The following is a 21,218-nucleotide window of genomic DNA, read 5'->3' on the forward strand; positions in this document are numbered from 1 at the left end:
CGCCGCCGCGGGTCCGCGCGGAACCTCCCCCGGGGTTCGGCGCGGTGAGGGGGGATGGCCATGGCTGATCGGGTGACCGTGATCGGGTACGACGGCGGGCCGCTGTCGGCGCCGGCCGTCCAGGCGCTGCGGGCGGCGACGTTGGTCGCCGGGCCGGAGCGGGTGTTGGCGGCCGTCGAGGTGCCCGACGGGGCCGAGCGAGTGGTGCTGGGCAACGTACACGTGGCCGCGCAGCGGATCGGCGCGCATCGCGGCATCGCGGTGGTGCTCGCGATCGGTGATCCCGGCTTCTTCGGGATCGTGCGGTTGTTGCGCCGGCCCGAGTACGGCCTGGAGTTGGAGATCGTGCCCGCCGTGTCCTCGGTCGCCCTGGCGTTCGCCCGGGCCTCGATGGCGTGGGACGACGCGCGTGTGGTCAGCGCGTTGGGCCGGGACGTGCGTCGGGCGGCGAACCTGTGCCGGGCGTTCGGCAAGGTCGCGGTGCTGACCGGTTCGGGTGCGGGGCCGGCCGAACTGGCCGCGCTGCTCACCGACGTGCCGCGCACGTTCGTGGTCTGCGAGCGGCTGGGCACCGAGGACGAGGAGATCTCGATGGTCTCCGCGGAGCACGCGATCGGGCACGAGTGGTCCGACGTGGACGTGGTGATCGTGATCGGTCCGGCGCCGCGCACGGGCGCCGCTGCGGGCTGGGTGGCGGGCGAACGGCCCGGTTTTCCGGGGCCGGTGCGCGGCTGGGCGCTGGCCGAGGAGTCGTACGCGCATCGTGCGGGCGCGATCACCCGCGCCGAGGTGCGCGCGCTCGCGGTCGCCCGACTCGGGCCGCGGCTCGGCGATCTGGTCTGGGACGTCGGCGCGGGCAGCGGTTCGGTCGGTGTGGAGTGCGCCCGGCACGGCGCCGCGGTGGTCGCGATCGAGCAGGACGCGTTCCGGTGCGACCTGATCGCGGAGAACGCCTCCCGGTTCGGCGTCGAGGTGCAGGTGGTACACGGCAAGGCGCCCGAGGTGCTGGCCCGACTGCCGCTGCCCGACGTGGTGTTCGTCGGCGGGGGCGGGCCCTCGACGCTGGCGGCGTGCGCGGCGCGGCGTCCGGAGCGGATCGTCGCCGCGCTGTCCGAGGTGGATCGGGTTGCCGAGGCGCGTGCGGTGCTGGAGCGGGCGGGTTACACGGTGGACGGCTGTCTGTTGCAGGCCTCGCGGTTGTCGGCGCCGAGCGGTGGGGCGCTGGGGTTGGAGCCGGCGCACCCGGTGTTCTTGGTGTGGGGGGATCGTTCTTGACGGGTGATCGGCGGGCGGATGATCCGCGAGCGGGCGACGCCCGCGGATCATCCGACTCCGGGGCGGACGCCCGGGTGTGGGTGGTCGGGATCGGGGCGGCGCGCGGGGTCGGGGCGGAGGAGGTGCGCGCGAGCGTGTGCGCCGCGTTGGCGCGGGTCGGTGCGGCGCGCTCGGCGGTGCGCGCGCTGGTGACCGTGGCCGCGCGGGCGGACGAGCCGGGTCTGGTGGCCGGCGCGGCGCTGCTCGGACTGCCGCTGTACGCGCGGCCGGCGGCGGAATTGGCCGAGGTGCCGGTGCCCCATCCCTCCGAGCGGGTCCGGGCGGCGGTCGGCACGTCGAGCGTCGCCGAGGCCGCGGCCCGGCTCGGTCCGGTACCGGGCGCGCCGGCGGGCGAGTTGGTGGTGGCGAAGACGCGCGGCGTGGGGGCGCGTCCGCGCTGTACGGTGGCGATTGCCCGTCACGTGGGGTCGACGGGTGGTGAAGTGGACCGACAAACGTCGTGATCGGTGCAGGATCGAGCCGACTCGGCGCTGTGGCGGTCGAATTCGTATGGTGAATCGATCGGGAAGTGCTCGCTCGCGATCAACGCCGGGACCCCGGCCGTCGCAGCGGGCACCATCACCACCATCATGGACACGAACGACACGGGCGGGGCAGGGACACCGGGCGGTGACGCCGGGCAGGGGCACGGGAAGCCGGGAAAGCACGAGCATGGGCAATGACGCGATGACGGACCCGGACGGGCCCACTCCCGACGAGCGGGACGGCACGTCGGGCGCGCGCGTGAGCCCGGACGTGGACCTGTGCCATCACGGCGACGCGGAGATCGGGCCCGGCCTGGTCGACCTCGCGGTCAACGTGCGGCTCGCGGAACCGCCGTCGTGGCTGGTGCACCGACTCACCGCGAGCCTGCGCGACCTGGCCGCCTACCCCGACACCACCCGCGCCCGCGCCGCGATCGCCGCCCGACACCGGCGCCCGATCGCCGAGGTGTTGCCCACCGCGGGCGCCGCCGAGGCGTTCGTACTGCTCGCCCGCACCCTGACCCCTCGGCACGCGGTGGTCGTACACCCGCAGTTCACCGAGCCCGAGGCGGCACTGCGCGCCGCCGGACACACCGTGGACCGGGTGCTCCTCGACGAGCGCGACGGCTTCGCGCTGGACCCGGCGCGGATCCCCGCATCGGCCGACCTGGTCGTGCTCGGCAACCCCACCAACCCCACCTCGGTGCTGCACCCGGCGGCCACGATCGCCGCGCTCGCACGCCCCGGCCGAATCCTCGTGGTGGACGAGGCGTTCGCCGACACCGTCCCCGGCGAACCCGAAAGCGTGGCCGACCGGCGCGACCTGCCCGGGCTCGTCGTTGTGCGAAGTCTCACGAAAACCTGGGCGTTGGCCGGACTTCGGATCGGTTACGTCCTGGCTTCCCCGGATCTGGTGCGCATCCTCACGGACGCTCAGCCGTTGTGGTCGGTGTCGACACCGGCGCTGATCGCCGCCGAGGCGTGCTGCACGCCGGAGGCGCTGGCGCAGGCGGAGGCGTTGGCCGTTACGCTCGCGGCTGACCGTTCGTACCTCGTGGAGAGATTGCGAACGGTTGCGGGGATGCGGCTACCGGTCGTTCCCCGATCCTCGTTCGTGCTCGCGCGGACCGAGGGGGGCCCAGAGATCCGCGAGCAGCTGAGGGAGCGAGGCTACGCGGTTCGGCGGGCCGACACCTTTCCGGGCCTGGGCCCGGATTGGCTTCGGATCGCGGTGCGGGATCGTGCCACGACGCTGGCCTTCGCGGCTGCCCTGGAAGGAGTAGTTCGATGAGCGAAGCCGACGAGCGCCGACCTGCCGGGGAGGGCGCGGGCCCTGCCCCCGCCGGGCACGCCGCCGGCACCGGTCCGGTCGGGGAACCGGCCGGTCCGTATCCGTACGACGATCTGGACGACGAGGACTCGCTGTTGATGCCCGGCCCGCAGGCCGGTTGGGTCGATCCGAACGTACCGACGGCCCCCGGGATGTCGCTGGCCGACCGCATGGTCGCCGCCGGTGAGGACGCCTCGGGACAGGGCCCGGTACCGCCGGTCGAGCAGGCGTACGACGCCGTGCCCGGCCCGCAGTCCGGCATGTTCGCCGCGATGATCATCGACGAGCCCGAACTGCCGGAGACCTACGTCGAGCCGGCCGCGCCCATGACAGCCGGTCAGATTCCGTATCCGCCCGGTCCGATGACGCCGCATCAGGAAGTTCCGCAGCCGGTGCAGGGGTTCGGCCCGGGTGCGTACGGGGCGGCGCCGGGTGTTGCCGAGCCGTATCCGGCGCCGGCGCAGGCTCCGGGTGGGGCGGTGCCGGGCGCTGCCGAGGTGGCTGCGGGTGGGCCGGGCGCGGGTGCGCCTGTGCCGGTTCCGCCGCAGGCGGTGCCCGTGGTGCCGCCGCCGCTCGCAGCGCAGTTCGTGCCGCCGGGTGCGGTGGTGGGCGAATACGGGCCGGCGGCCGGCTCGGTGCCGGTGGGACAGGGTGTGGTCGAGCAGGTGCCCGAGGGTGCGCCGGTGGGTGCGCCCGGAGGGGCCGAAGCGGCGCCCGCCGTCAGTGGTGGTCGGTTGCGGCAGCGGGTGCGGGCGGCGCAGAGCGCGGAGCCGGCGCAGCCGGAACCGGAGTCGGTACAGGTGCCTGTGGCGCCGAATCGGTCGCAGGCGCAGCCGGCGGTTCCGGCCCAGGCGCCGGCGCCCGAGCAGTCCGTGGCTGGGAATCCGGTCGACACCCCGCCGTTCCCGGTGGCCGCCGCCGTGCCGCCGCGCACCACGCTGCCGCCGCGCCGGCAGCGTCGGGTGGGCCGTGGGCCGGTACCGCAGCAGGCGGGGCCGCACAGCGGTGCGCATCCCGTGGGCGACGCGGTGAACACCGGCATCCCCGCACAGGGTCCGGCGGCGCAGCCGCCGTTGGCGGTGCCGGTGGTGCCGCCGCCGGCCGCGCCGCAGCAGGTCGCCGCGGGGGCGCCGCCGGTCGAGCAGGGTGTGTCGGTCGAGCAGGGCGCGCCGGTCGCGGCCGAGGGTGCCGTGGCTTCGGCTGCGCCCGTCGAGCAGGTCGAGCCGCCCGTGGTGGTCGAGTCGGCGGCGCCGGTTGCGCCGGGCGCTCCCGTGCAGGGGGTGACCGCGCCGGCCATACCGCAACCGTTGCCGGGTGTGCCGACGCAGGCGGCGCCGCCGAGGTTTGTACAGGCCGCGCCGGACGCGGTCGCGAGCGTGTTGGCGGGGGCCGCTCCGGCGGTCGCCCCGACGACGGCGCCGACCGCCGAGCCGGTTCCGGCGCCCGCTGCCGCGCCGACGCCGGATGCCGTGGTCGCGGCGCCGGCGGCGAGTGTCGAGTCGCCCGCGCCCGAGCAGGCCGCGGTCGCGCAGCCGGTGGCCCCCGTCGTGCCCGAGGGCACCGGTGGGCGTCGGCGGCGTCCGGAGCGGGCTGCGGAGGCGGCCGAGCAGGGGGAAACTCCCGCTGCCGCCACGCCGATCGGGCCGGTGGCGCCGCCGGAGCCGGCGGCCGTGAGCGAGGGCCCGGCGGAGGCGGCGGTCGCCGCTGCGCCGAGCCCGGACCAGGCCGTGGCCGTGGCCGCGCAGCCGGTTTCGGCTCCTGCCGGGCCGGTCGTGACGCCTGCGGAAGCGGCTCTGGCCGAGACCGTGGTCTTGCCCGCGGGTGGTGTGGTCGGAGGGCAGCCGGCTGCGGCGGCGCAGGAGCCGGTGCCGGTGCCGGCGCCGGAGTCGTCGCCTGCTGTAGTGCCGACGCCCGACGTGCCCGTGCCGGTGGAGCAACCGGCCGGGTCGGCAACGGCGGTTGTGGAAGCGCCGGTTGTGGAGAACGTGCCGGCTTCGGATGTGGCGCAGGCGGCACCCGCCGCGGCGCCTGCGGCGAGTGGGCCGGTCGAGTCCGCCGTAACGGCGGGGCCGGTCGTCGAGGCTGCGCCGGACGCGCCGGGTGTGCCGGTGGCGGCTGCCGCCGCACCGGAGGCGCAGGTTGTCGCGGCTGCGGTTGCTGCGGATGCGCCCGCGACGGTGCCTGCCGCGCCGGAGGCGCAGGCGGCGCCGGTGGATGTCGCGGCCGGGGCGGCCGAGGCGCAGGCGGTGCCCGATTCGGGTGCCGTCGCGACCGTGCCCGCCGGTCCTGACGCGCAGGCGGTGCCGGTTGCCGAGGCGCCGGCGGATGTGCCGGTGCCGGCCCCCGTCGCGGAGGCCGAGGTCGTCGAGGCTTCGGCGAGTGTGTCCGCGGTGCCGCAGGCCGGGCCCGAGGGCGCCGAGGCAGCGGCCGGGGCGGCTGCGGGGAACGCGGCGGCCGATGCGGCTGCCGTGCCCGTGGTGCAGGCGTCGGTGAGTGCGGATGGGGCGGCTGCGCCGGTTGCGGCGGCCGGTTCCGAGGCGCAGGCGGTAGTGGCTGCGGTTGCCGAGGCGGCGCCTGGCGGGGGGGATGCGGCGCAGGCCGTACCGGCTCCCGAGGTTCCGGCGAGCGCGCCCGTCGAGTCGGAGGTTCCGGCGAGTGCGCCCACGGCTCCGGCGGCGAACGTGTCGGACGCGCAGGCGGCTTCGGTCGCCGGGGCCGAGGCTTCCGGGAGTCCGGCGAGTGCGCCGGACGTACCCGGCGCAGATGGTGCGACGCCCGTGGTCGTGAATGAGCCCGCCGAGGCGGCCGGCGCCGACGTGCCCGCCGCTGCGGAGGCGCCGGTCGAGGTGCCGGCCGCCGCTCCGGTGCGTGTGGCCGGGCCGACCACGCGGGCCATCGCGGCGGAGCTGCTCGCCGAGGAGGTACCCGTCGAACAGCCGCCCGCGCCGGCCCCCGAGCCCGTCGCGGGGCCGGCCGAGGCCGACTCCGGCGCCGGCGTCACGCCGCCGGTTCCCCGTACGTCCGAAGAAGGCACCGCCATGCACGCCCCCCAGGTCACCCCCACCGCCGACGCCGAACAGCGGCCGCAGCCCGCGGCCGCCGCCGGGACCGGCGAGATCCCCAGGATCCCGCCGCCGCCGGCCGGGCCGGTCGGCGTGGTCGCCGACGCCCCGGAGGCGACCCCGCAGCCGGATGCGGCCGGCGGGGCCGAGGGCGCGCCGGAGCCGGCGATCGCGGGCGCGCAGGCGTCGGCGACCGCCGAGACGGTGCTGCTGCCCACCACTCCCGCGGAGCCGGCGACCGCCGAGGCGGCGCAGCCGGCCGAGCCGGTGCAGGCGCAGGCCGCGGCGACCCCGGTGGCGGCCGAGGGCGCCGAAGGCGCGGGCGGTGCCGAGGGTGCGGAGGGCGCCCAAGGCGCGGAGCCTGCCGAGGGCGCGGAGGCCGAGGTCGCCGAGGAGGAGGTGCCCGAGGCCGATCGTGGCCCCGCCGCCCCCGGCTACGACGACGCGGCGCGCGAGGCCGTGCACCGCGTCATGCGCGAGCGGCGCGACGTGCGGGCCGGATTCCGGCCCGACCCGGTGCCGGACGACGTGCTGGTCCGGGTCCTCGAGGCGGCGCACGCGGCGCCCAGCGTGGGCTACTCGCAGCCGTGGGACTTCGTGGTGATCCGCTCCGAGGAGACCCGGGTCACCGTCCAGGACCTGGCCCAGCGCCAGCGGGAGGCGTACGCCACCTCGCTGCCCAAGGCCCGGGCCAAGCAGTTCCTGGAGATAAAGGTCGAGGCGATCCTGGAGACCCCGGTCAACATCGTGGTGACCGTGGACTCCACGCGTGGCGGTCGGCACACCCTCGGTCGGCACACCCAGCCGCAGATGGGGCCCTACTCCAGCGCGCTCGCGGTGGAGAACCTGTGGCTCGCCGCCCGGGCCGAGGGCCTGGGAGTCGGGTGGGTGAGCTTCTTCGACGAGCGCGAGCTGGCCACGGCGCTCGGGCTGCCGGAGCACATCGACGTGGTGGCGTACCTGTGCGTCGGCTACGTGGACGCCTTCCCCGACGAGCCGGAGCTGGCCACCTCGGGCTGGGCCAGGGCCCGCCCGCTGTCGTGGGTGGTGCACGAGGAGACGTACGGTCGGCGCGGCCTGCCCGGCGAGGAGCCGGTCAGCCTGCTCGACGAGACGCTCCAGTCGGTGCGCCCGCTCGACGCCAAGGCGCTCGGCGCGGCCTGGGAGCACCAGCGGAACATGACCAAGCCGCCGGGCTCGCTGGGCATCCTGGAGACGATCGGCGCGCAGCTGTCCGGCCTGGCCCGGACGTTCCCGCCGCCCATCCCGGAGCCGGCGGCCGTCGCGGTATTCGCCGGCGACCACGGGGTGCACGCGCAGGGCGTGTCGCCGTGGCCGCAGGAGGTCACCGCCCAGATGGTGGGCAACTTCCTCGCGGGCGGCGCGGTGGTCAACGCGTTCGCCAAGCAGATCGGCGTCGAGGTGTGCGTCGTCGACGTCGGCGTCGCCACCGAACTGCCGGACGCCACGGGACTGCTCCCGCGCCGGATCCGGCCGGGCACCGCCGACATGACCCAGGGCCCCGCGATGACCCGCGAGGAGGCGATCGCCGCCATCGAGGTCGGCATCGAAACCGCGCGGGACCTGGTCACCGCGGGCAACCGGGGCCTGCTCACCGGCGACATGGGGATCGCGAACACGACCGCCTCCGCCGCGCTGATCTCGGTGTTCACCGGGGCCGACGTGGCCGAGGTGACGGGTCGCGGCACCGGGATCGACGACGCCACGCACCGGCGCAAGATCGAGGTGGTCAAGGCGGCGCTCGCGCGGCACGAACCGGACCCGGGTGACCCGATCGGCGTACTGGCCGCGATCGGCGGCCTGGAGCACGCGGCGATCGCCGGCTACATCATCGGCGCGGCGGCGCTGCGTGTCCCGGTCGTACTCGACGGCGTGATCGCGGGTGCGGCGGCGCTGGTCGCGCAGGCGATCGCGCCGGAGGCGGTGCAGGCGTGCGTCGCCGGGCACCGGTCGGCCGAGCCTGGGCACGCGGCGGCGTTGGCGAAGTTGTCGCTGCGTCCGCTGGTCGAGCTGGAGATGCGGCTCGGCGAGGGCACCGGCGCGGTGTTGGCCCTGCCCCTGGTGCAGAGCGCGGTGCGCGTACTGCACGATGTGGCCACGTTCGACTCGGCGGGAGTCAGTGGCAAGACCGACTGATATCGACTGATACCGACTGGTTCGGCTATTTTTCGAGTCCCGCCCGCAGCAGCAGAAGGGCACCTCGGCCACGATGGAGTGGCAGAGGTGCCCTTTCCGCGCGGTGAAACGTGGTGACCCGGAACGGGCCGGAACCAACCGGCCGGCTCCCGGGACACCGCGGAGCACCCCAGACCCACCGAGCACCGCGTACGCGGAGCGCCCCGCCCCACCCGGAAAAGTGAGAACGATGTCCCGACTTCCTGGTCCCCCCGCCTACCCCGCCGGCCTGCGCCTGGAGGGCCGGCGTGTCGTCGTGGTCGGCGCCGGTACGGTCGCCCAGCGTCGCCTGCCCGCGCTGCTCGACGCCGGCGCGGACGTGCTCGTGGTCGCCCCCGAGGCGACGCCCGCGGTCGAGGGCATGGCGAGCGGCGGCGAACTGCGCTGGGCGCGGCGGGCCTATGCGCCCGGCGATCTGGAAGGGGCGTGGTACGCGCTGGCCGCGACCGATGTCGCCGAGGTCAACGAGGCGGTGGCGGCCGACGCCGAGGCGCGACGGGTGTTCTGCGTGCGCTGTGACGACGCCTCGCACGCGAGTGCGTGGACGCCGGCCAGCGGGCGGCACGACGGCCTGACCGTGGCGGTGCTGGCGGGGGGAGACCCGCGGCGGGCGGCGGGAGTGCGGGATCGCATCGTCGAGGGTCTGCACGACGGGTCGCTGGCCGCGCGCAAGGAACGCCCGAGCGGGGTGCTGCCGGGGGTGGCGCTGGTCGGTGGCGGTCCGGGCGACCCGGACCTGATCACCGTGCGCGGGCGGCGGTTGCTGGCCGAGGCCGACGTGGTGATCGCGGACCGGCTCGGGCCGCGGGCGCTGCTCGGCGAGTTGCCGCCGCATGTCGAGGTGGTCGACGCGGCGAAGATCCCGTACGGGCGGGCGATGGCGCAGGAGGCGATCAACGACGCGATGATCGCGCACGCGAAGGCGGGGCGCTTCGTGGTGCGGCTCAAGGGCGGCGACAACTATGTCTTCGGGCGGGGCTTCGAGGAGGCGCTGGCCTGCGCGGAGGCGGGCGTGCCGTGTCAGGTGGTGCCGGGGATCACCAGTGCGATCTCGGTTCCGGCGATAGCCGGCATCCCGGTCACGCACCGGGGTGTGGCGCACGAGTTCGCGGTGGTCTCGGGGCATGTCGCGCCGGAGGACCCTCGGTCGCTGGTGGACTGGGCGGCGTTGGCGCGGCTGCGCGGGACGCTGGTGCTGCTGATGGCGGTGGAACGGCTGGGGCCGATCACGGCGGCGCTGGTGGCGCATGGCCGTGCGGCGTCGACTCCCGTCGCGGTGATCCAGGAGGGCACGATGGCCACGCAGCGGGTCCTGCGCACGTCGCTGGTCGCGGCGGCGGCGGACGTGGCCGCGGCGGGGATCCGCCCGCCGGCGATCGTGGTCATCGGCGAGGTGGCGGCGCTCACCGGTTGACGGCGGCCGGCCCGGTCCTCAAACGCCGGACGGGCTGGGGGGCGACCTGGGCCAGGATCGCCTGGTGGCGCGCCTGGCCTGCGGTCGGCTTGGCGTTGAGCGGCGGACGGGTTGGGTGGCGGGATGTTGGCGTGTGGGGGGCTGGGAGACTGGGGGGATGTCCGTGATTTTGGTTGATGATCCTGGGGATCCGCGGCTTGTCGACTACACCGATTTGACCGATGTCGAGTTGCGCCGTCGTCGTGAACCGGCCGAGGGGCTGTTCATGGCGGAGGGGGAGAAGGTGATTCGGCGGGCAGTGGGGGCGGGGTATCCGATGCGGTCGATGTTGCTTTCGGAGCGGTGGCTGGAGGTCATGGCGGAGGTGATCGAGGGGGCCGACGTGCCGGTGTACGTGGGTAGTCCCGAGGTCGTCGAGCGGGTGACGGGGTATCAGGTGCACCGAGGGGCGCTGGCCTCGATGGGGCGCAAGGTGTTGCCGGCGGCGGGTGAGTTGGTGGCCGGTGCGCGGCGGGTCGCGGTGCTGGAGGGGGTCAACGATCACACCAACGTCGGGGCGATCTTCCGTGGCGCGGCGGCGCTGGGCATGGATGCGGTGTTGTTGTCGCCGGACTGCGCGGATCCGCTGTACCGGCGGTCGGTGAAGGTTTCGATGGGCGCGGTGTTCTCGGTGCCGTACGCGCGCCTGGACCCGTGGCCCGGCGGCCTCGACGTATTGCGCGGGGCCGGGTTGACCCTCCTTGCGCTGACTCCGGGCGAAGGGTCTGTGGCGCTGAACGAGTTGCCGACCGCGGATACCGATCGATGTGCGTTGATGCTGGGCGCGGAGGGGCCGGGGCTGACCGCGAAGGCGTTGGCCGCGGCGGATCGGCTGGTGCGGATCCCGCTGTCCCACGGGGTGGACTCGCTGAATGTCGGTGCCGCTGCGGCGGTCGCCTTCTATGCGGTGGCGTTCGGCTGAGTGGGGGACGGCCGAACGGGGGAACGTGGCGCGATGGGCTCGGCGGGCTCACGTGTTCGACGGGGCGTCGTAGTGGCGTTCGCGGGCGGTTTCGCCCGAGCGCTGGATGTCGTTGATCGATCGGGTGTGGTACAGGTCCGGGCGGGTGTGTACCCGGCGTCCTCGCATCCGGTCCTTCCGGATCTCGGTGCCCCGGTCCCAGATGTGCAGGCGGGGCGCGTCGGTGTCGGGATACCTCCAGGGGTCGAACCGGTTCGGCGGTACCGGCAGGGCCTCGATCTCGCGGCGCGCGGTCCGGGCCGCGCTCACCCGGCGCCGGTAGTCGTGGAAGATCTGGAACCTGTAGCGGCGCAGGTACTCGTAGGCCATCGGCGCGGTGGCGGACACCTCCATGCCCGCGATGCACACGGCTTCGCGTCGGAGCGCTTCGGCGTCCGCGGGCAGCAGGAACAGGCCCTCGCGCATGGTGTCTTCCGGCTTGCGCTTGTGCCGGCGCTCACGCTCCCAGTCCCACATGGGCTCCGGGTGTCGCCGCATCCAGGCATCGCGGTCGGTGAGCGCGGCGTCCAAGCCGTGGGTACGCCAGTGCACGGTGCCGTCCGGTCGGCCGAGCGTGGGCAGCAGTCGGCGCAGGTCGCGGGCGGCCCGGCCGCCGAAGGGGGTGCGCTCGCCGGCGAACAGCACGATGGGCGGCGAGGGTTCGGCGTCGAACGGGTTCGGGTCGAGGTGGCGGCGGTCGATCACCACGAGGGTGTTCGGGTATCGCTCGTGTGCCAGGCCCCACATCAGCCGGGCGAACAGCACTGCGCCGGCGCGGTCGGACACCACGTGCCCATGGTCGTGGAAGTGGTTGACGGCGAACCGGGTCGTGTTCGACGGGCGTGGGGTGATCAGCCGGTAGGGTCGTCCGTCCAGGTAGGCGGCGATCCGATGCATTTTGATCCGATCACCTGCGTCCCGATTGGCGACTGATTGCTTTCGTTTGTGTACTTCGTTGGTAGTGATCCGCTTCTCTCTTTCTTGCGTTCGATGAGATGTTTCTTCCGATCGCCCCGGAATTCGAGGCAACGACCTTCCCTGATTTGTCTCATGACATGCCGATCGCGTCATGCCAATTTCGATCGAATGTGATCTTGGACTAGCGTGTGCGCGGAAGTGCAGTACGGTCGAGCGTCGTCCAAAATGGCGCAGTGGCCTGTTCGGGTCGCACGGGCGGCCGAAAAAGTGGATGTGCGGGGGAATGTCCCGTCACCCACACGCGGGATATTCGGTGGACTCGACCCGCACCAGGCGAAATTCCGCCAGTATGGGGCGCCGCGCAATCGGATCAGGAACGGGAAGCGAGGCAAAGCTCGTTGGAGATCATGGGTGTACCCCTGGCCTGGGCCCTCGTCGGCTTGGCGGAACTGGTCGCCCTTATGGCGCTTGTGGCGTATCTGGTCGTCCGACGCCGCAAGGCCGATGCGACCGATACCGGGGAAGGATCCGACAACTGGGAGCGTGAGCAGGATCGCCGACGGCGCAAGGAGCTGATGTACGGGGTCGCCTCGTACACCCTGCTGTTCGTCTGCGCCGGCGTCGCGGCCGCGCTGTCGTTCCACGGCCTGGTCGGCTTCGGCCGGGAGAACCTCGGGCTCGCCAACGGCTGGGAATACCTGGTGCCGTTCGGGCTCGACGGGGCGGCGATGTTCTGCTCCGTGCTCGCGGTGCGCGAGGCCAGCCACGGTGACGCGGCGCTCGGCTCGCGGATACTGGTCTGGACGTTCGCGGGTGCCTCGGCCTGGTTCAACTGGGTGCACGCGCCGCGCGGCGACATGCACGCCGGTGCGCCGCAGTTCTTCGCCGGCATGTCGCTCTCCGCGGCCGTCCTGTTCGACCGTGCGCTGAAGCAGACCCGTCGGGCCGCGTTGCGCGAACAGGGCCTGGTGCCCCGTCCGTTGCCGCAGATCCGGATCGTGCGGTGGCTGCGCGCCCCGCACGAGACGTTCAACGCCTGGTCGCTCATGCTGCTCGAAGGCGTGCGCACCCTCGACGAGGCGGTCGAGGAGGTCCGCGAGGACAAGCGGGCCAAGCAGGACGACCGCGAGCGTCGGCGGATCGACGGCAAGCGCGAGCGGGCGCAGCTCAAGGCGCTCAGCCGCGGCGAGGGCACCGGCCACTTCGGTCGGCGCGGCGCCGCACGTCAGGAAATGGCTGCTCTGCCGGGAGGTGGCGGCTCCGAAGCACTCTCGGAGCCTGCTATAGCCGGAAACGACGTTTCCGGCCACGGCGGCTCAGCCGATGCGAACGGCCCTTCCGGCCGTCCGGCTCTTGCATCCTCCACGCGAGCGAGCGAACTCCCGGCGGCGACGGGCACTTCCACCGGTGCCGAGCGGCGCGACGTCATCGACCTCACCGCCGAGGACGACACCATGACGCTGCCCCGGCTCGACTCGCTGGAGCGCAAACTGAAGGACCTGGAACGCCAGTTCGGCTGAGGCCGGACACCGCGTGATCCGACGCGGCGCGCGAGGCAGTGCGGTACACGAACGAGGGGCATCCGGCTCGGGCCGGGTGCCCCTCGTCGTTGTGGTGGGTGGCGCAGCGGGCAGAGGTGGGTCGGCCGGAATCGGGGCGGGCGGAGCCGGTCGGGGGTCGGCGGAGGGGCAGGGCGCGGGGCCGTCCGAGTCGGGTCGGGACGAGGCGGCCGGGGCGGGCGCGGCTCGGCACGATGCGTGGGGGCACGGGGCCGAGGGCCAGGTGTCCGGGCGGCGCGGAGCGGAGGGCGGGCGGAGCACGCGGTCCGACACGAGCCCGGGCGGGGGACGCCGGGCGGCACGAGACGCGCCCCCGACGGGGACGGGCACGACACGGGGCGGCCCGACGCCGTCCGCGGCGTACGCTCCGAGGCGTCGCGCGGCTCGACCGCGGAACGCCTCGACCGGGGCGAGCGCGCGGGGCGGGCCGCATCACCCGGATCGCCCCGACGGGGATCGTGCGTGGGCGGCGGGGCCGTGTTCAGGCGGTGGGGACCAGGACGCCGGAAGGGCCGACCACGTAGCGGGTGGTCACGTCGGGGACGTCGAGGTAGGACTGGATGCGCGAGATGCCGCCCTCGACCACCGTCCAGCGGGTGGCGACGGCCTGCGGATCCGCGACCGCGGCGAGCGCGGCCACCGTGGTCGGCGCGCCGTTGGCGAAGCGGAAGAGTTCCACCAGGTGCGTCGCCGGGCCGCCCGCGCCGGGGGTGCGGGTGAGCACCACGACCACCGCCGGGGCGCCGTCCAGGCTTGCCGGGACCACGTCGCCGAGGGTGACCCGGTCGCTGCCGACCACGGCCGTGCCATCGGTCAGGGTGACCGTGGCGCCGCTCACCGAGGGGTCGGAGTAGGTGCGGTCCGACCAGTCCGCGATCGGGATCGAGCCGTGCGCCGGGCCGATCCGGAACGGCCCCGGCGCCTGCGGCGGGGCCGGGTCGGCGGCCGCGGGCACCTTCGGCCCGTCGTCGCCGCCGTCGCTCTGGAACGCCGCGATCGCGAGCGCGGCGATCGCGGTGACCACCACGAAGACGATCAACTGCTGGATGAGCAACCGCCGTCGCTCCTCGGGCCGGCGGCGGCGCGGGGTGCCGGACGCGGATGCCGAGCCGGGGCCGGTGCCGGACCCCGCGCGGGAGCGTGGGCCGTGGTCGAGCCGGCCGGGCCGCTTGCCGTCCGGGCGATCCGGGTGATGCGAACGGTCCGAGTTCGGCCGCTCCCCGCGCTCGGGGCGCTCCGAGGTCGAGCCGCGCGACGCCTCGGAGCGTTCGCCGCGGCCGGCGTCGGGCCGCCCCGTGTCGTGCCGGCCCCCGTCGGGGCGTGTCTCGTGCCGGGCCGACTCCTGCCGCGGCTCGTGCCGCCCGGCGTCGCCCCGGCCGGGCTCGTGCCGGGCCGCGTGGTCCGCCCGCCCGCCGTCCGCGCCGCGCCGATCGGATCCCTGACCCTCGGATCCGTGCCCCCGCGCGTCGTGCCGGGCCGCGTCCGGACGAGTCGCCTCGTGCCGCGCACCGTCCTGCCGACCCGACTCCGACCGGCCCGTGCCGTGCCCCTCCGCCGAGCCCCGACCGGGCTCCGCACGCCCCGTCTCCGGCCGACCCGCCTCTGCGCGCTGCGCCGCCGAGCGCTCGGCCCGCGTGTCCTCGTCCCGCCGCGCTCCCTCGCGCCGCGCCGCCTCGCGCCTGGCCCGTTCCCGCTCCCGCTCGCGGTCCCGCTCCCTCGGCCCCGCCGCGAGCATCGCGCCGCCCTTCATCGCGGCCGGAGCCGCGGTCGACGACGCCGCCGTGCCGCGCGCCGGCGTACCCCGTTCGGCCTCGCGCCGCCGGGCGATCGCGGCCAGCCGCTCGCGGACCTGCTCGGCCGTCGGCCGCATCCGCGGATCCTTGGACAGGCACGCCGAGATCAACGGCACCACCTGCTCCGGCACACCCTCCAGGTCGGGTTCCTCGTGTACGACCCGATACAGCAGCGCGTCCACCGGCCCCGACCCGAACGGCGGTGCCCCGCGCCCGGCGTAGGCCAGCGTGACGCCGAGCGCGAAGATGTCGGTGGCCGGCGTCACGGTCTGCCCGCGCACCTGTTCGGGGGCCAGAAATCCCGGTGAGCCGACGGCCGTTCCGGTGACGGTCAGGGTGCCGGCGCCGTCCGCGTAGGCGATGCCGAAGTCGATGATCTGCGGACCGTCGGGGGACAGCAGGATGTTGGACGGTTTCACGTCGCGATGCACGACGCCGACCGCGTGTACCGACACCAGGCCGTCGGCCACCGCCGAGCCGATCCGGGCCAGGTCCAGACAACCCATCGGGCCGCGTTCGCCGACCCGGCGCTGGAGGGACGGGCCGGGCACGTACACGGTGGCCAACCAGGGCCGCTCGGCGCCCGCGTCGGCGTCCACGAGGGCGGCCGTACGGTTGCCGCGCACCATCGCCGCCGCGGCCACCTCGCGCGCGAAGCGGGAGCGGAACTCCGGGTTCCCGGCCAGCTCTTGGCGGATCAGCTTGAGCGCGACCCGGGTGCCGTGCCGGTCCACTCCGAGGTAGACCACGCCCATGCCGCCGGCACCGAGACGACGCAGCAACCGATACGAACCGACGATGCGCGGATCCTGCCGTCGCAGCCGCACCATCGTCATGTGTGCCCGATCCCCTCGCGTGGTGCCGTCGTCCGGGTTTCGTCTGCCCGAATCCCCTGTGCGAGACACGTTAGAGGAACCCCGGCGCCCGGCGCGGTAAGGCGCCCCGGAGTCGGCGCCGGACCACCCCGCCGCAGCGCCCGTCGATGTCGGACCTGTGGGAGAAGATGGAGGTAATCGGTCGAAGGGGGCACGAATGAAGGGCGATCGGGTCGAGATAGTGGTCGACGCGGGCGACAGCACCAAAACCTACGAGATGACCGCGACCCGCGCGGGGCGCCGGCTCGATGTCGCGGTCCGGCGCGGCGTGGTCGAGGTGAGCGAACTGACCCGGACGGGCACGGTGGTGCGCACGGCACGATTCATGGCCAGCCGCGTACTGGCCCTGGTCGAACAGCCGTTGGACCGCCCCGACGCCGACTGACCACAGGGCGACGGCAGCCAGGCACCCGACTCCCGTCGCCCACAGCCGGCAACCACAAGCCACCCCAGCCCGCGCGGCAACCGCAGGCCGGTCCGCGTGCGGCGAAGAACGCGGCCCAAACCCGCGCGTCCATCGCGGGCGGCCCAAGCGACGCGGCAACCGCAGGCTACTCAAGCCCGCGTGCGGCAACGGAGCGCGGCCCAAGCTCGCCCGCACCGATCGCAGGCAGCTCAAGCCGCGTACAGCAACCAGGGCGCGCCGAAGCCCGCGCGTGGCAACCGAGCGCGGCCCAAGCTCGCGCGTACCGACTGCGGACGGCCCAACCCCGCGTGCGCCAACCCCAGGCCGCCCAAGCCTGCGCGCACCAACGGCAGGTGCCCGGGTCCGCGCGCCAACGGCTGTCGCGGCCTGCGCGAGGCAACCGAGTGCCGCCCAAGATCGCGCGCCGCACCCGGCGCCGGCCCGCGCCGCGTGTGGCAAGCATTGGGCGGACAGGCCCGTGTGCGTATCGATCGCGTGCCGTCCCAACCTCCGTGTGCCGAATGGGCCGAGCGTGGGGGTTTGGGCGTCCCGGTAGGCTCTTCGGTTGAAGATCGATACGGGGGACGAGACGGGGTGGCGTCGAGGTGACGGGTCGTCAGGGCGGTCTGGGAGCCGTCGCGCGGCGACTTGCCGACGCGTTCACCTGGCGGGAGACCCCGTGGGGCACCTTCGCCGACGCGTCCGAGTGGTGGCACGACCCCGAACTGCTCGCGATGCTCGGCCCCGGCCTCGGCGCCCTGCACGCCGATGCGCGGCCGACGCTGATTGTTGGCATCGAGACGCGCGGCCTCGTCCTCGGTCCGATCACCGCGCTGCATCTGGGCGTCGGCTTCGTGGAGATCCGCAAGGATCGACGGATCGTGGGCGAGCACCGGGGGCCCGCCGCCGATCCCATGCTGCGTGCCGCCACCCCGCCCGAATACCAGGACGGCGGCCTCACCCTCGTGGTCCCGGGCCGGCTGTTCCGCCCGGGCGACCGGGTGTTGCTCGTCGACGAGTGGCTCGAGACCGGCGCACAGGCGAGCGCGGTGCGCCGCATGGTCACCGAGGCCGGCGCCGAATGGATCGGCGCCGCGGTGGTGGTGGACGCCTGCGCACCGCACGTGCGCACTCGACTGGACGTGCGTGGTCTGCTCACCGAGGACGATCTGCCGGCGTGACCCCCCGGTCACCGGCGTCCGCGGCGGGACCCGACGGTCGGCTCGGTCAGGCCGCCGTCGTGGTCTCCTCCCGGTCGTGCTCCTGCCCCTGCTCCTGCTCCTGCTCGCGCAACAGCGCGGCGCGTTCGGTCTCGCCGAGACCCGCCCACACACCTCGGCGTTCCGGGACCGACATCGCGTGCTCGTGGCAGCGCCGCCGCACGGGGCAGGAGATGCAGACCTTCTTGGCGACCCGCTCGCGCGCCCGGCGCTCGCCGGGTCGCTCCTGGTCGTCGCCGAAGAAGAGGCCGGCGTCCAGGCCCCTGCATGCCGCGTCCTCCTGCCACCCGTAACGCGGTGGTGTCGGTATGGCGATCCGTGTGGTCCCCATCGCCCCGTTCTCCTCCTGCTCGACGGTGCCAACGGTCAAAGCGGGGCCCCCGTCCCGGCTGACCCTCTTGCTCCTACCGACGCATCGGATGGGAGACCGGTTTCCTCCCGCCGGGAATTCGGCTCCCGTTCGCGCAGGGTTGAGGGCGATCCCTCACTCCCTCGTTCGGAGCACCTCAACAACCAGGTCACAAGTGGCTCGTACACCTGCCCGATGACCGATTCGCCCCGGCGCCCCCGGTAGCGTGACCGGAGGCCGCCGGCGGTTGTCGGGGGTTCGCGGAACGTACGGGAGGAATCTGGTGGGCAGCAGGATGCGACGGTTGCCGTCGGCCGTGCCGTTGATGGTGTCGGTCGTCGTGGTCGCCGGGCTGACCTCGTGCAGCGGCGGAGAAGACAAGAAGGACACATCGGAGACGACGGCCAGGGATTTCCTGACCGCGTGGCAGAGCGGCGACCTGACCAAGGCGGCGTCCTTCACGGACAACCCCGCCACGGCCAAGCAGGGTCTCGACACCACGAACAAGCAGCTGGGGATCGTCAAGGCCGAGTACAAGGCCGGCACCTACACCAAGGGCAAGGACAACGCGCCGGCCACGCTCGCGTACAACGCGACGTTGACCCTCAAGGGGGTGGCGGACCCGGTCAAGATCGCGTCCACGGTTCCGATCGTCACCGCGAACGGCAAGACGACCGTGCACTGGACCCAGACCATCGTGCACCCGCAACTGGCGGACAACGGGAAGATCAAGCGGGATCGTACGCTGCCCAAGCGCGGCGAGATCCTGGACCGCACGGGCAAGTCGCTGGCCACCACGACGCCCGTGGTGGCGTTGTCCCTGTGGCCGGCCAAGATCACCAACGCGGACGCGCTGTACGCGGCGCTGTCGGACCCGATGTTCGACCTGGACATCCCCAAGCTCAAGGGCCGGGTCGCGGCGGCGGATCCGAACCAGTCGCTGCCCCTGGTGACGCTGCGCAAGGACAAGTGGGACGGCGGCGGCCAGGTCAAGCTGGCCGGTCTGGGCGGCATCCAGGTCAAGGAGGGGGCGACCCAATCCGGTGACGTGGCGAAGCAGATCGTCGGCACGGTCGCCTCGGGCGACAACGCCGACCTGCTCAAGAACGCCGACCCGAGCGCCTCGTCGGCGGACCAGGTGGGCGCCTCCGGTCTGCAGTACCGCTACGAGAAGAAGCTGGCCGGCGTCGCCGACCTGAAGATCACCATCGTGGACGCGGGCGGCGCGGAGAAGGCGACCCTGGTCGACGTCAAGGGCAAGCCGGCGGAGTCGCTGAAGACGACCCTGGACCCGGGCGTGCAGGACCAGGCCGAGAAGGCGCTCAAGTCGGTGACCGGCGGCAACAACGCCTCGATCGTGGTGCTCGACGCCAAATCGGGCGGGATCCTGGCCGCCGCGAACACCCCGTCCAACGGCGACAATCGTGCCTTCACCGGGCGCTACCCACCGGGCTCGACCTTCAAGACCGTCTCCTCGGGCGCGCTGTTGCAGGCCGGCATCAAGCCGACCGACAAGGTGGCGTGTGAGAACACGCTGGTGGTCAACGGGCAGACGTTCAAGAACTACGACGGCCTCAAGCCGATGCCCGACGCGCTGTTCCAGGACGACTTCGCGCAGTCCTGCAACACGGCCTTCATCGGCAACCGCGGCAAGATCCAGAACGACACGCTGAACAAGCTGGCCGGCGACCAGTTCGGGATCGGCGCCAAGTGGGACGTCGGCACGGTCACCTTCGACGGCTCGGTGCCGCCGGCGAACAGCGAGAACGACAAGGCCGCGTCGATGATCGGCCAGGGCCGGGTGCTGGCCAGCCCGCTGGTGATGGCCTCGGTCGCCGCGACGATCGCCTCCGGCAAGTTCAACCAGCCGGTGCTCGCGCCCGATGACGTGCCGGGCCGGGTGCCCTCGCATCCCCTGGACCCGTCGATCGCCGGCCAGCTCAAGGCGCTGATGCAGGGCGTGGTGGCGAACGGCTCGGGCAAGATGCTCCAGGGCATCCCGGGCACGGTGGGCGCCAAGACCGGCACCGCCGAGTTCGACGAGAAGGGCGAGACCCTGACCCACGGCTGGATGATCGCGTTCAAGGACGACGTCGCGGTCGCGGTGCTCGTGGAGAAGGGCAAGTCCGGTGGTTCGGCGGCGGGTCCGGTGGTGAAGGCCTTCTTCGGCTAGCCGACCTCCGACCGATGCGGGCCCCTCCCGGGGGTCATGCGGGCCCTCCTCCCGGGTCCCCCACACGACCGGTCGACGGAAGCGAAGCCCCGGCGCGCGGTGCGCGCCGGGGCTTTTCGGTGCGTCGAGGCGCGCCCGGCACGCTCCTTGTGACACCGGGATGCACCTGGACACCGTCCGTGTCCGATGCGAGCGTGAGGAGTGACCGGCAATGACAGCGGCGATCGTTTTCGCTCTCCGAAGGGAGTCGACGTCATGTCGAACAATGTCACCCTGGTGGCCCGGGTTCCGGTGCTGCCGTCCGCCGACGCCGAACGTCCGATCGAGTTGAGATTCGGCCCGCACACCGACGAGCACGGCCGGCCCACCGACGAGTGGACGGTGGAACGACTGACTCCGGACCAGGCCGCGAACCTCGTCGAGGACCTGGCCGCGGTGCTCGGGCTGAGCGTGGTCGGTCCGGCCGAACTCCGGGTGGTCTCCTGACCGGACGCACCCCCCCACACGTCCCATCCGCGTGGCGCCCCCGTGCGCCGTACGGGTGGGACGCGTGCGCGCGGCGACGCGTTTCGGCCGGCGGATCGTTCCGGCGCCGCACAATGGCCGCGTGAGCAGCCAGACCGCAGCAGTACGGAATCCGGCCGTCGGCGGCGACTCGCCCACGCCGGCCACGGAACCGCTCGGCGTTCGCGAGCCGCCGCCGCCGAGCCGGGTCGGCGAGCGCCGCAAGGAGGCCGATGCGCACCCGACCGGCCCCCGGGTGCGCATGGTCCTCCCGGACGGGCAGCACCTCGAGGTCACCCTGGTGAGTTGGCACCAGTACCGGGACGGCAGTTGGCGCGCCCGCGTGCGCTGGCCCGTATGGGGGGCGTACGGCTTCGCCGCCGACGTGGAGACGCGGGCGTGGGCCATGGAGTCCTTCGTACCCGCGCGCGTGCTCGGCCCGCTCGACGGCGAGGACTACGGCACCGTCCGTCGCGACCGCCCGCGCATCCCGGTCCCCAAGCAACCCTGACCGCCCCGGGGCCGCCCTCGCGGCCCCGGTCGTCGGCCTTCGCCCACCCGAGGCCCGATCCCGCGGACCCGGCCGCAGCCGCCGCGCACCCAAGGCGCACCTTTCCGGA

15 protein-coding genes are annotated in these 21,218 nt (G+C 74.0%); 12 read left to right on the forward strand and 3 right to left on the reverse strand.

The window, feature by feature from the left end; all coding sequences use genetic code 11:
• The first annotated feature begins 60 nt into the window (after nt 1-60).
• From cbiE to ACH4XV_RS04645, 6 genes are all read left to right on the forward strand, one after another.
• Complete coding sequence (gene cbiE / locus ACH4XV_RS04620) at nt 61-1,275, forward strand: precorrin-6y C5,15-methyltransferase (decarboxylating) subunit CbiE (protein ID WP_395786773.1); 1,215 nt, start codon at nt 61-63, stop codon at nt 1,273-1,275.
• The gene (locus ACH4XV_RS04625) at nt 1,272-1,778 is read left to right on the forward strand and encodes a cobalamin biosynthesis protein (RefSeq protein ID WP_395786774.1); all 507 of its coding nucleotides are present in this window, start codon (nt 1,272-1,274) and stop codon (nt 1,776-1,778) included. The genes cbiE and ACH4XV_RS04625 overlap by 4 nt, the downstream gene beginning before the upstream one ends.
• Nucleotides 1,779-1,986: 208 nt before the next feature.
• Nucleotides 1,987-3,090, forward strand: coding sequence for an Rv2231c family pyridoxal phosphate-dependent protein CobC (cobC, locus tag ACH4XV_RS04630; RefSeq protein WP_395786775.1), 1,104 nt, complete (start codon nt 1,987-1,989; stop codon nt 3,088-3,090).
• Between the two features lie 1,709 nt (nt 3,091-4,799).
• Nucleotides 4,800-8,348, forward strand: coding sequence for a nicotinate-nucleotide--dimethylbenzimidazole phosphoribosyltransferase (cobT, locus tag ACH4XV_RS04635; RefSeq protein WP_395787058.1), 3,549 nt, complete (start codon nt 4,800-4,802; stop codon nt 8,346-8,348).
• 229 nt (nt 8,349-8,577) lie between these two features.
• Entirely contained in the window at nt 8,578-9,801 is a 1,224-nt protein-coding gene (gene cobA / locus ACH4XV_RS04640) for a uroporphyrinogen-III C-methyltransferase (protein ID WP_395786776.1), read from the forward strand.
• A 157-nt stretch (nt 9,802-9,958) separates the two neighbouring features.
• Nucleotides 9,959-10,762 carry a TrmH family RNA methyltransferase gene (locus tag ACH4XV_RS04645; protein WP_395787060.1) on the forward strand — a complete coding sequence of 268 codons (804 nt, stop codon included), beginning with the start codon at nt 9,959-9,961 and terminating at the stop codon, nt 10,760-10,762.
• Nucleotides 10,763-10,810: 48 nt separating this feature from the next.
• On the opposite strand, the gene ACH4XV_RS04650 is transcribed toward ACH4XV_RS04645, so the two are convergent.
• Nucleotides 10,811-11,698, reverse strand: coding sequence for a hypothetical protein (locus tag ACH4XV_RS04650; RefSeq protein ID WP_395786777.1), 888 nt, complete (start codon nt 11,696-11,698; stop codon nt 10,811-10,813).
• Nucleotides 11,699-12,117: 419 nt separating this feature from the next.
• Here ACH4XV_RS04650 and ACH4XV_RS04655 point away from each other — a divergent pair, with 419 nt between their 5' ends.
• Nucleotides 12,118-13,239: a DUF2637 domain-containing protein gene (locus ACH4XV_RS04655; protein WP_395786778.1), complete on the forward strand. Its 1,122-nt coding sequence runs from the start codon at nt 12,118-12,120 to the stop codon at nt 13,237-13,239.
• A gap of 520 nt (nt 13,240-13,759) precedes the next feature.
• Here ACH4XV_RS04655 and ACH4XV_RS04660 read toward each other — a convergent pair.
• A complete protein-coding gene (locus ACH4XV_RS04660) occupies nt 13,760-15,907 on the reverse strand; it encodes a protein kinase (protein WP_395786779.1) in 2,148 nt (715 codons plus the stop codon).
• Nucleotides 15,908-16,103: 196 nt separating this feature from the next.
• Between ACH4XV_RS04660 and ACH4XV_RS04665 the strand changes: the two genes are divergently transcribed.
• Nucleotides 16,104-16,331 carry a hypothetical protein gene (locus tag ACH4XV_RS04665; RefSeq protein ID WP_395786780.1) on the forward strand — a complete coding sequence of 76 codons (228 nt, stop codon included), beginning with the start codon at nt 16,104-16,106 and terminating at the stop codon, nt 16,329-16,331.
• A 626-nt stretch (nt 16,332-16,957) separates the two neighbouring features.
• Nucleotides 16,958-17,533, forward strand: coding sequence for a phosphoribosyltransferase family protein (locus tag ACH4XV_RS04670; RefSeq protein ID WP_395786781.1), 576 nt, complete (start codon nt 16,958-16,960; stop codon nt 17,531-17,533).
• 46 nt (nt 17,534-17,579) lie between these two features.
• Here ACH4XV_RS04670 and ACH4XV_RS04675 read toward each other — a convergent pair whose 3' ends face one another.
• The gene (locus ACH4XV_RS04675; protein WP_395786782.1) at nt 17,580-17,903 is read right to left on the reverse strand and encodes a WhiB family transcriptional regulator; all 324 of its coding nucleotides are present in this window, start codon (nt 17,901-17,903) and stop codon (nt 17,580-17,582) included.
• Nucleotides 17,904-18,204: 301 nt separating this feature from the next.
• On the opposite strand from ACH4XV_RS04675, the gene ACH4XV_RS04680 reads away from it, so the two are divergent.
• From ACH4XV_RS04680 to ACH4XV_RS04690, 3 genes are all read left to right on the forward strand, one after another.
• Nucleotides 18,205-20,094 (forward strand): penicillin-binding transpeptidase domain-containing protein, encoded by a 1,890-nt coding sequence (locus tag ACH4XV_RS04680; protein ID WP_395786783.1) that lies wholly within the window; start codon nt 18,205-18,207, stop codon nt 20,092-20,094.
• A gap of 255 nt (nt 20,095-20,349) precedes the next feature.
• Nucleotides 20,350-20,580 carry a hypothetical protein gene (locus ACH4XV_RS04685; RefSeq protein ID WP_126640696.1) on the forward strand — a complete coding sequence of 77 codons (231 nt, stop codon included), beginning with the start codon at nt 20,350-20,352 and terminating at the stop codon, nt 20,578-20,580.
• Between the two features lie 121 nt (nt 20,581-20,701).
• Complete coding sequence (locus ACH4XV_RS04690; protein WP_395786784.1) at nt 20,702-21,109, forward strand: hypothetical protein; 408 nt, start codon at nt 20,702-20,704, stop codon at nt 21,107-21,109.
• Nucleotides 21,110-21,218: the final 109 nt, after the last annotated feature.

It is taken from the genome of Embleya sp. NPDC020630 (genome assembly GCF_044334985.1).
Taxonomy (GTDB): Bacteria; Actinomycetota; Actinomycetes; order Streptomycetales; family Streptomycetaceae; genus Embleya.

Excerpts from the sequence above, each read along its gene's own strand:
- cbiE (WP_395786773.1), top strand. The coding sequence starts at position 61 with ATGGCTGATCGGGTGACCGTGATCGGGTACGACGGCGGGCCGCTGTCG.
- cobC (WP_395786775.1), top strand. The coding sequence starts at position 1,987 with ATGGGCAATGACGCGATGACGGACCCGGACGGGCCCACTCCCGACGAG.
- cobA (WP_395786776.1), top strand. The coding sequence starts at position 8,578 with ATGTCCCGACTTCCTGGTCCCCCCGCCTACCCCGCCGGCCTGCGCCTG.
- ACH4XV_RS04645 (WP_395787060.1), top strand. The coding sequence starts at position 9,959 with ATGTCCGTGATTTTGGTTGATGATCCTGGGGATCCGCGGCTTGTCGAC.
- ACH4XV_RS04650 (WP_395786777.1), bottom strand. The coding sequence starts at position 11,698 with ATGCATCGGATCGCCGCCTACCTGGACGGACGACCCTACCGGCTGATC.
- ACH4XV_RS04660 (WP_395786779.1), bottom strand. The coding sequence starts at position 15,907 with ATGACGATGGTGCGGCTGCGACGGCAGGATCCGCGCATCGTCGGTTCG.
- ACH4XV_RS04665 (WP_395786780.1), top strand. The coding sequence starts at position 16,104 with ATGAAGGGCGATCGGGTCGAGATAGTGGTCGACGCGGGCGACAGCACC.
- ACH4XV_RS04675 (WP_395786782.1), bottom strand. The coding sequence starts at position 17,903 with ATGGGGACCACACGGATCGCCATACCGACACCACCGCGTTACGGGTGG.
- ACH4XV_RS04685 (WP_126640696.1), top strand. The coding sequence starts at position 20,350 with ATGTCGAACAATGTCACCCTGGTGGCCCGGGTTCCGGTGCTGCCGTCC.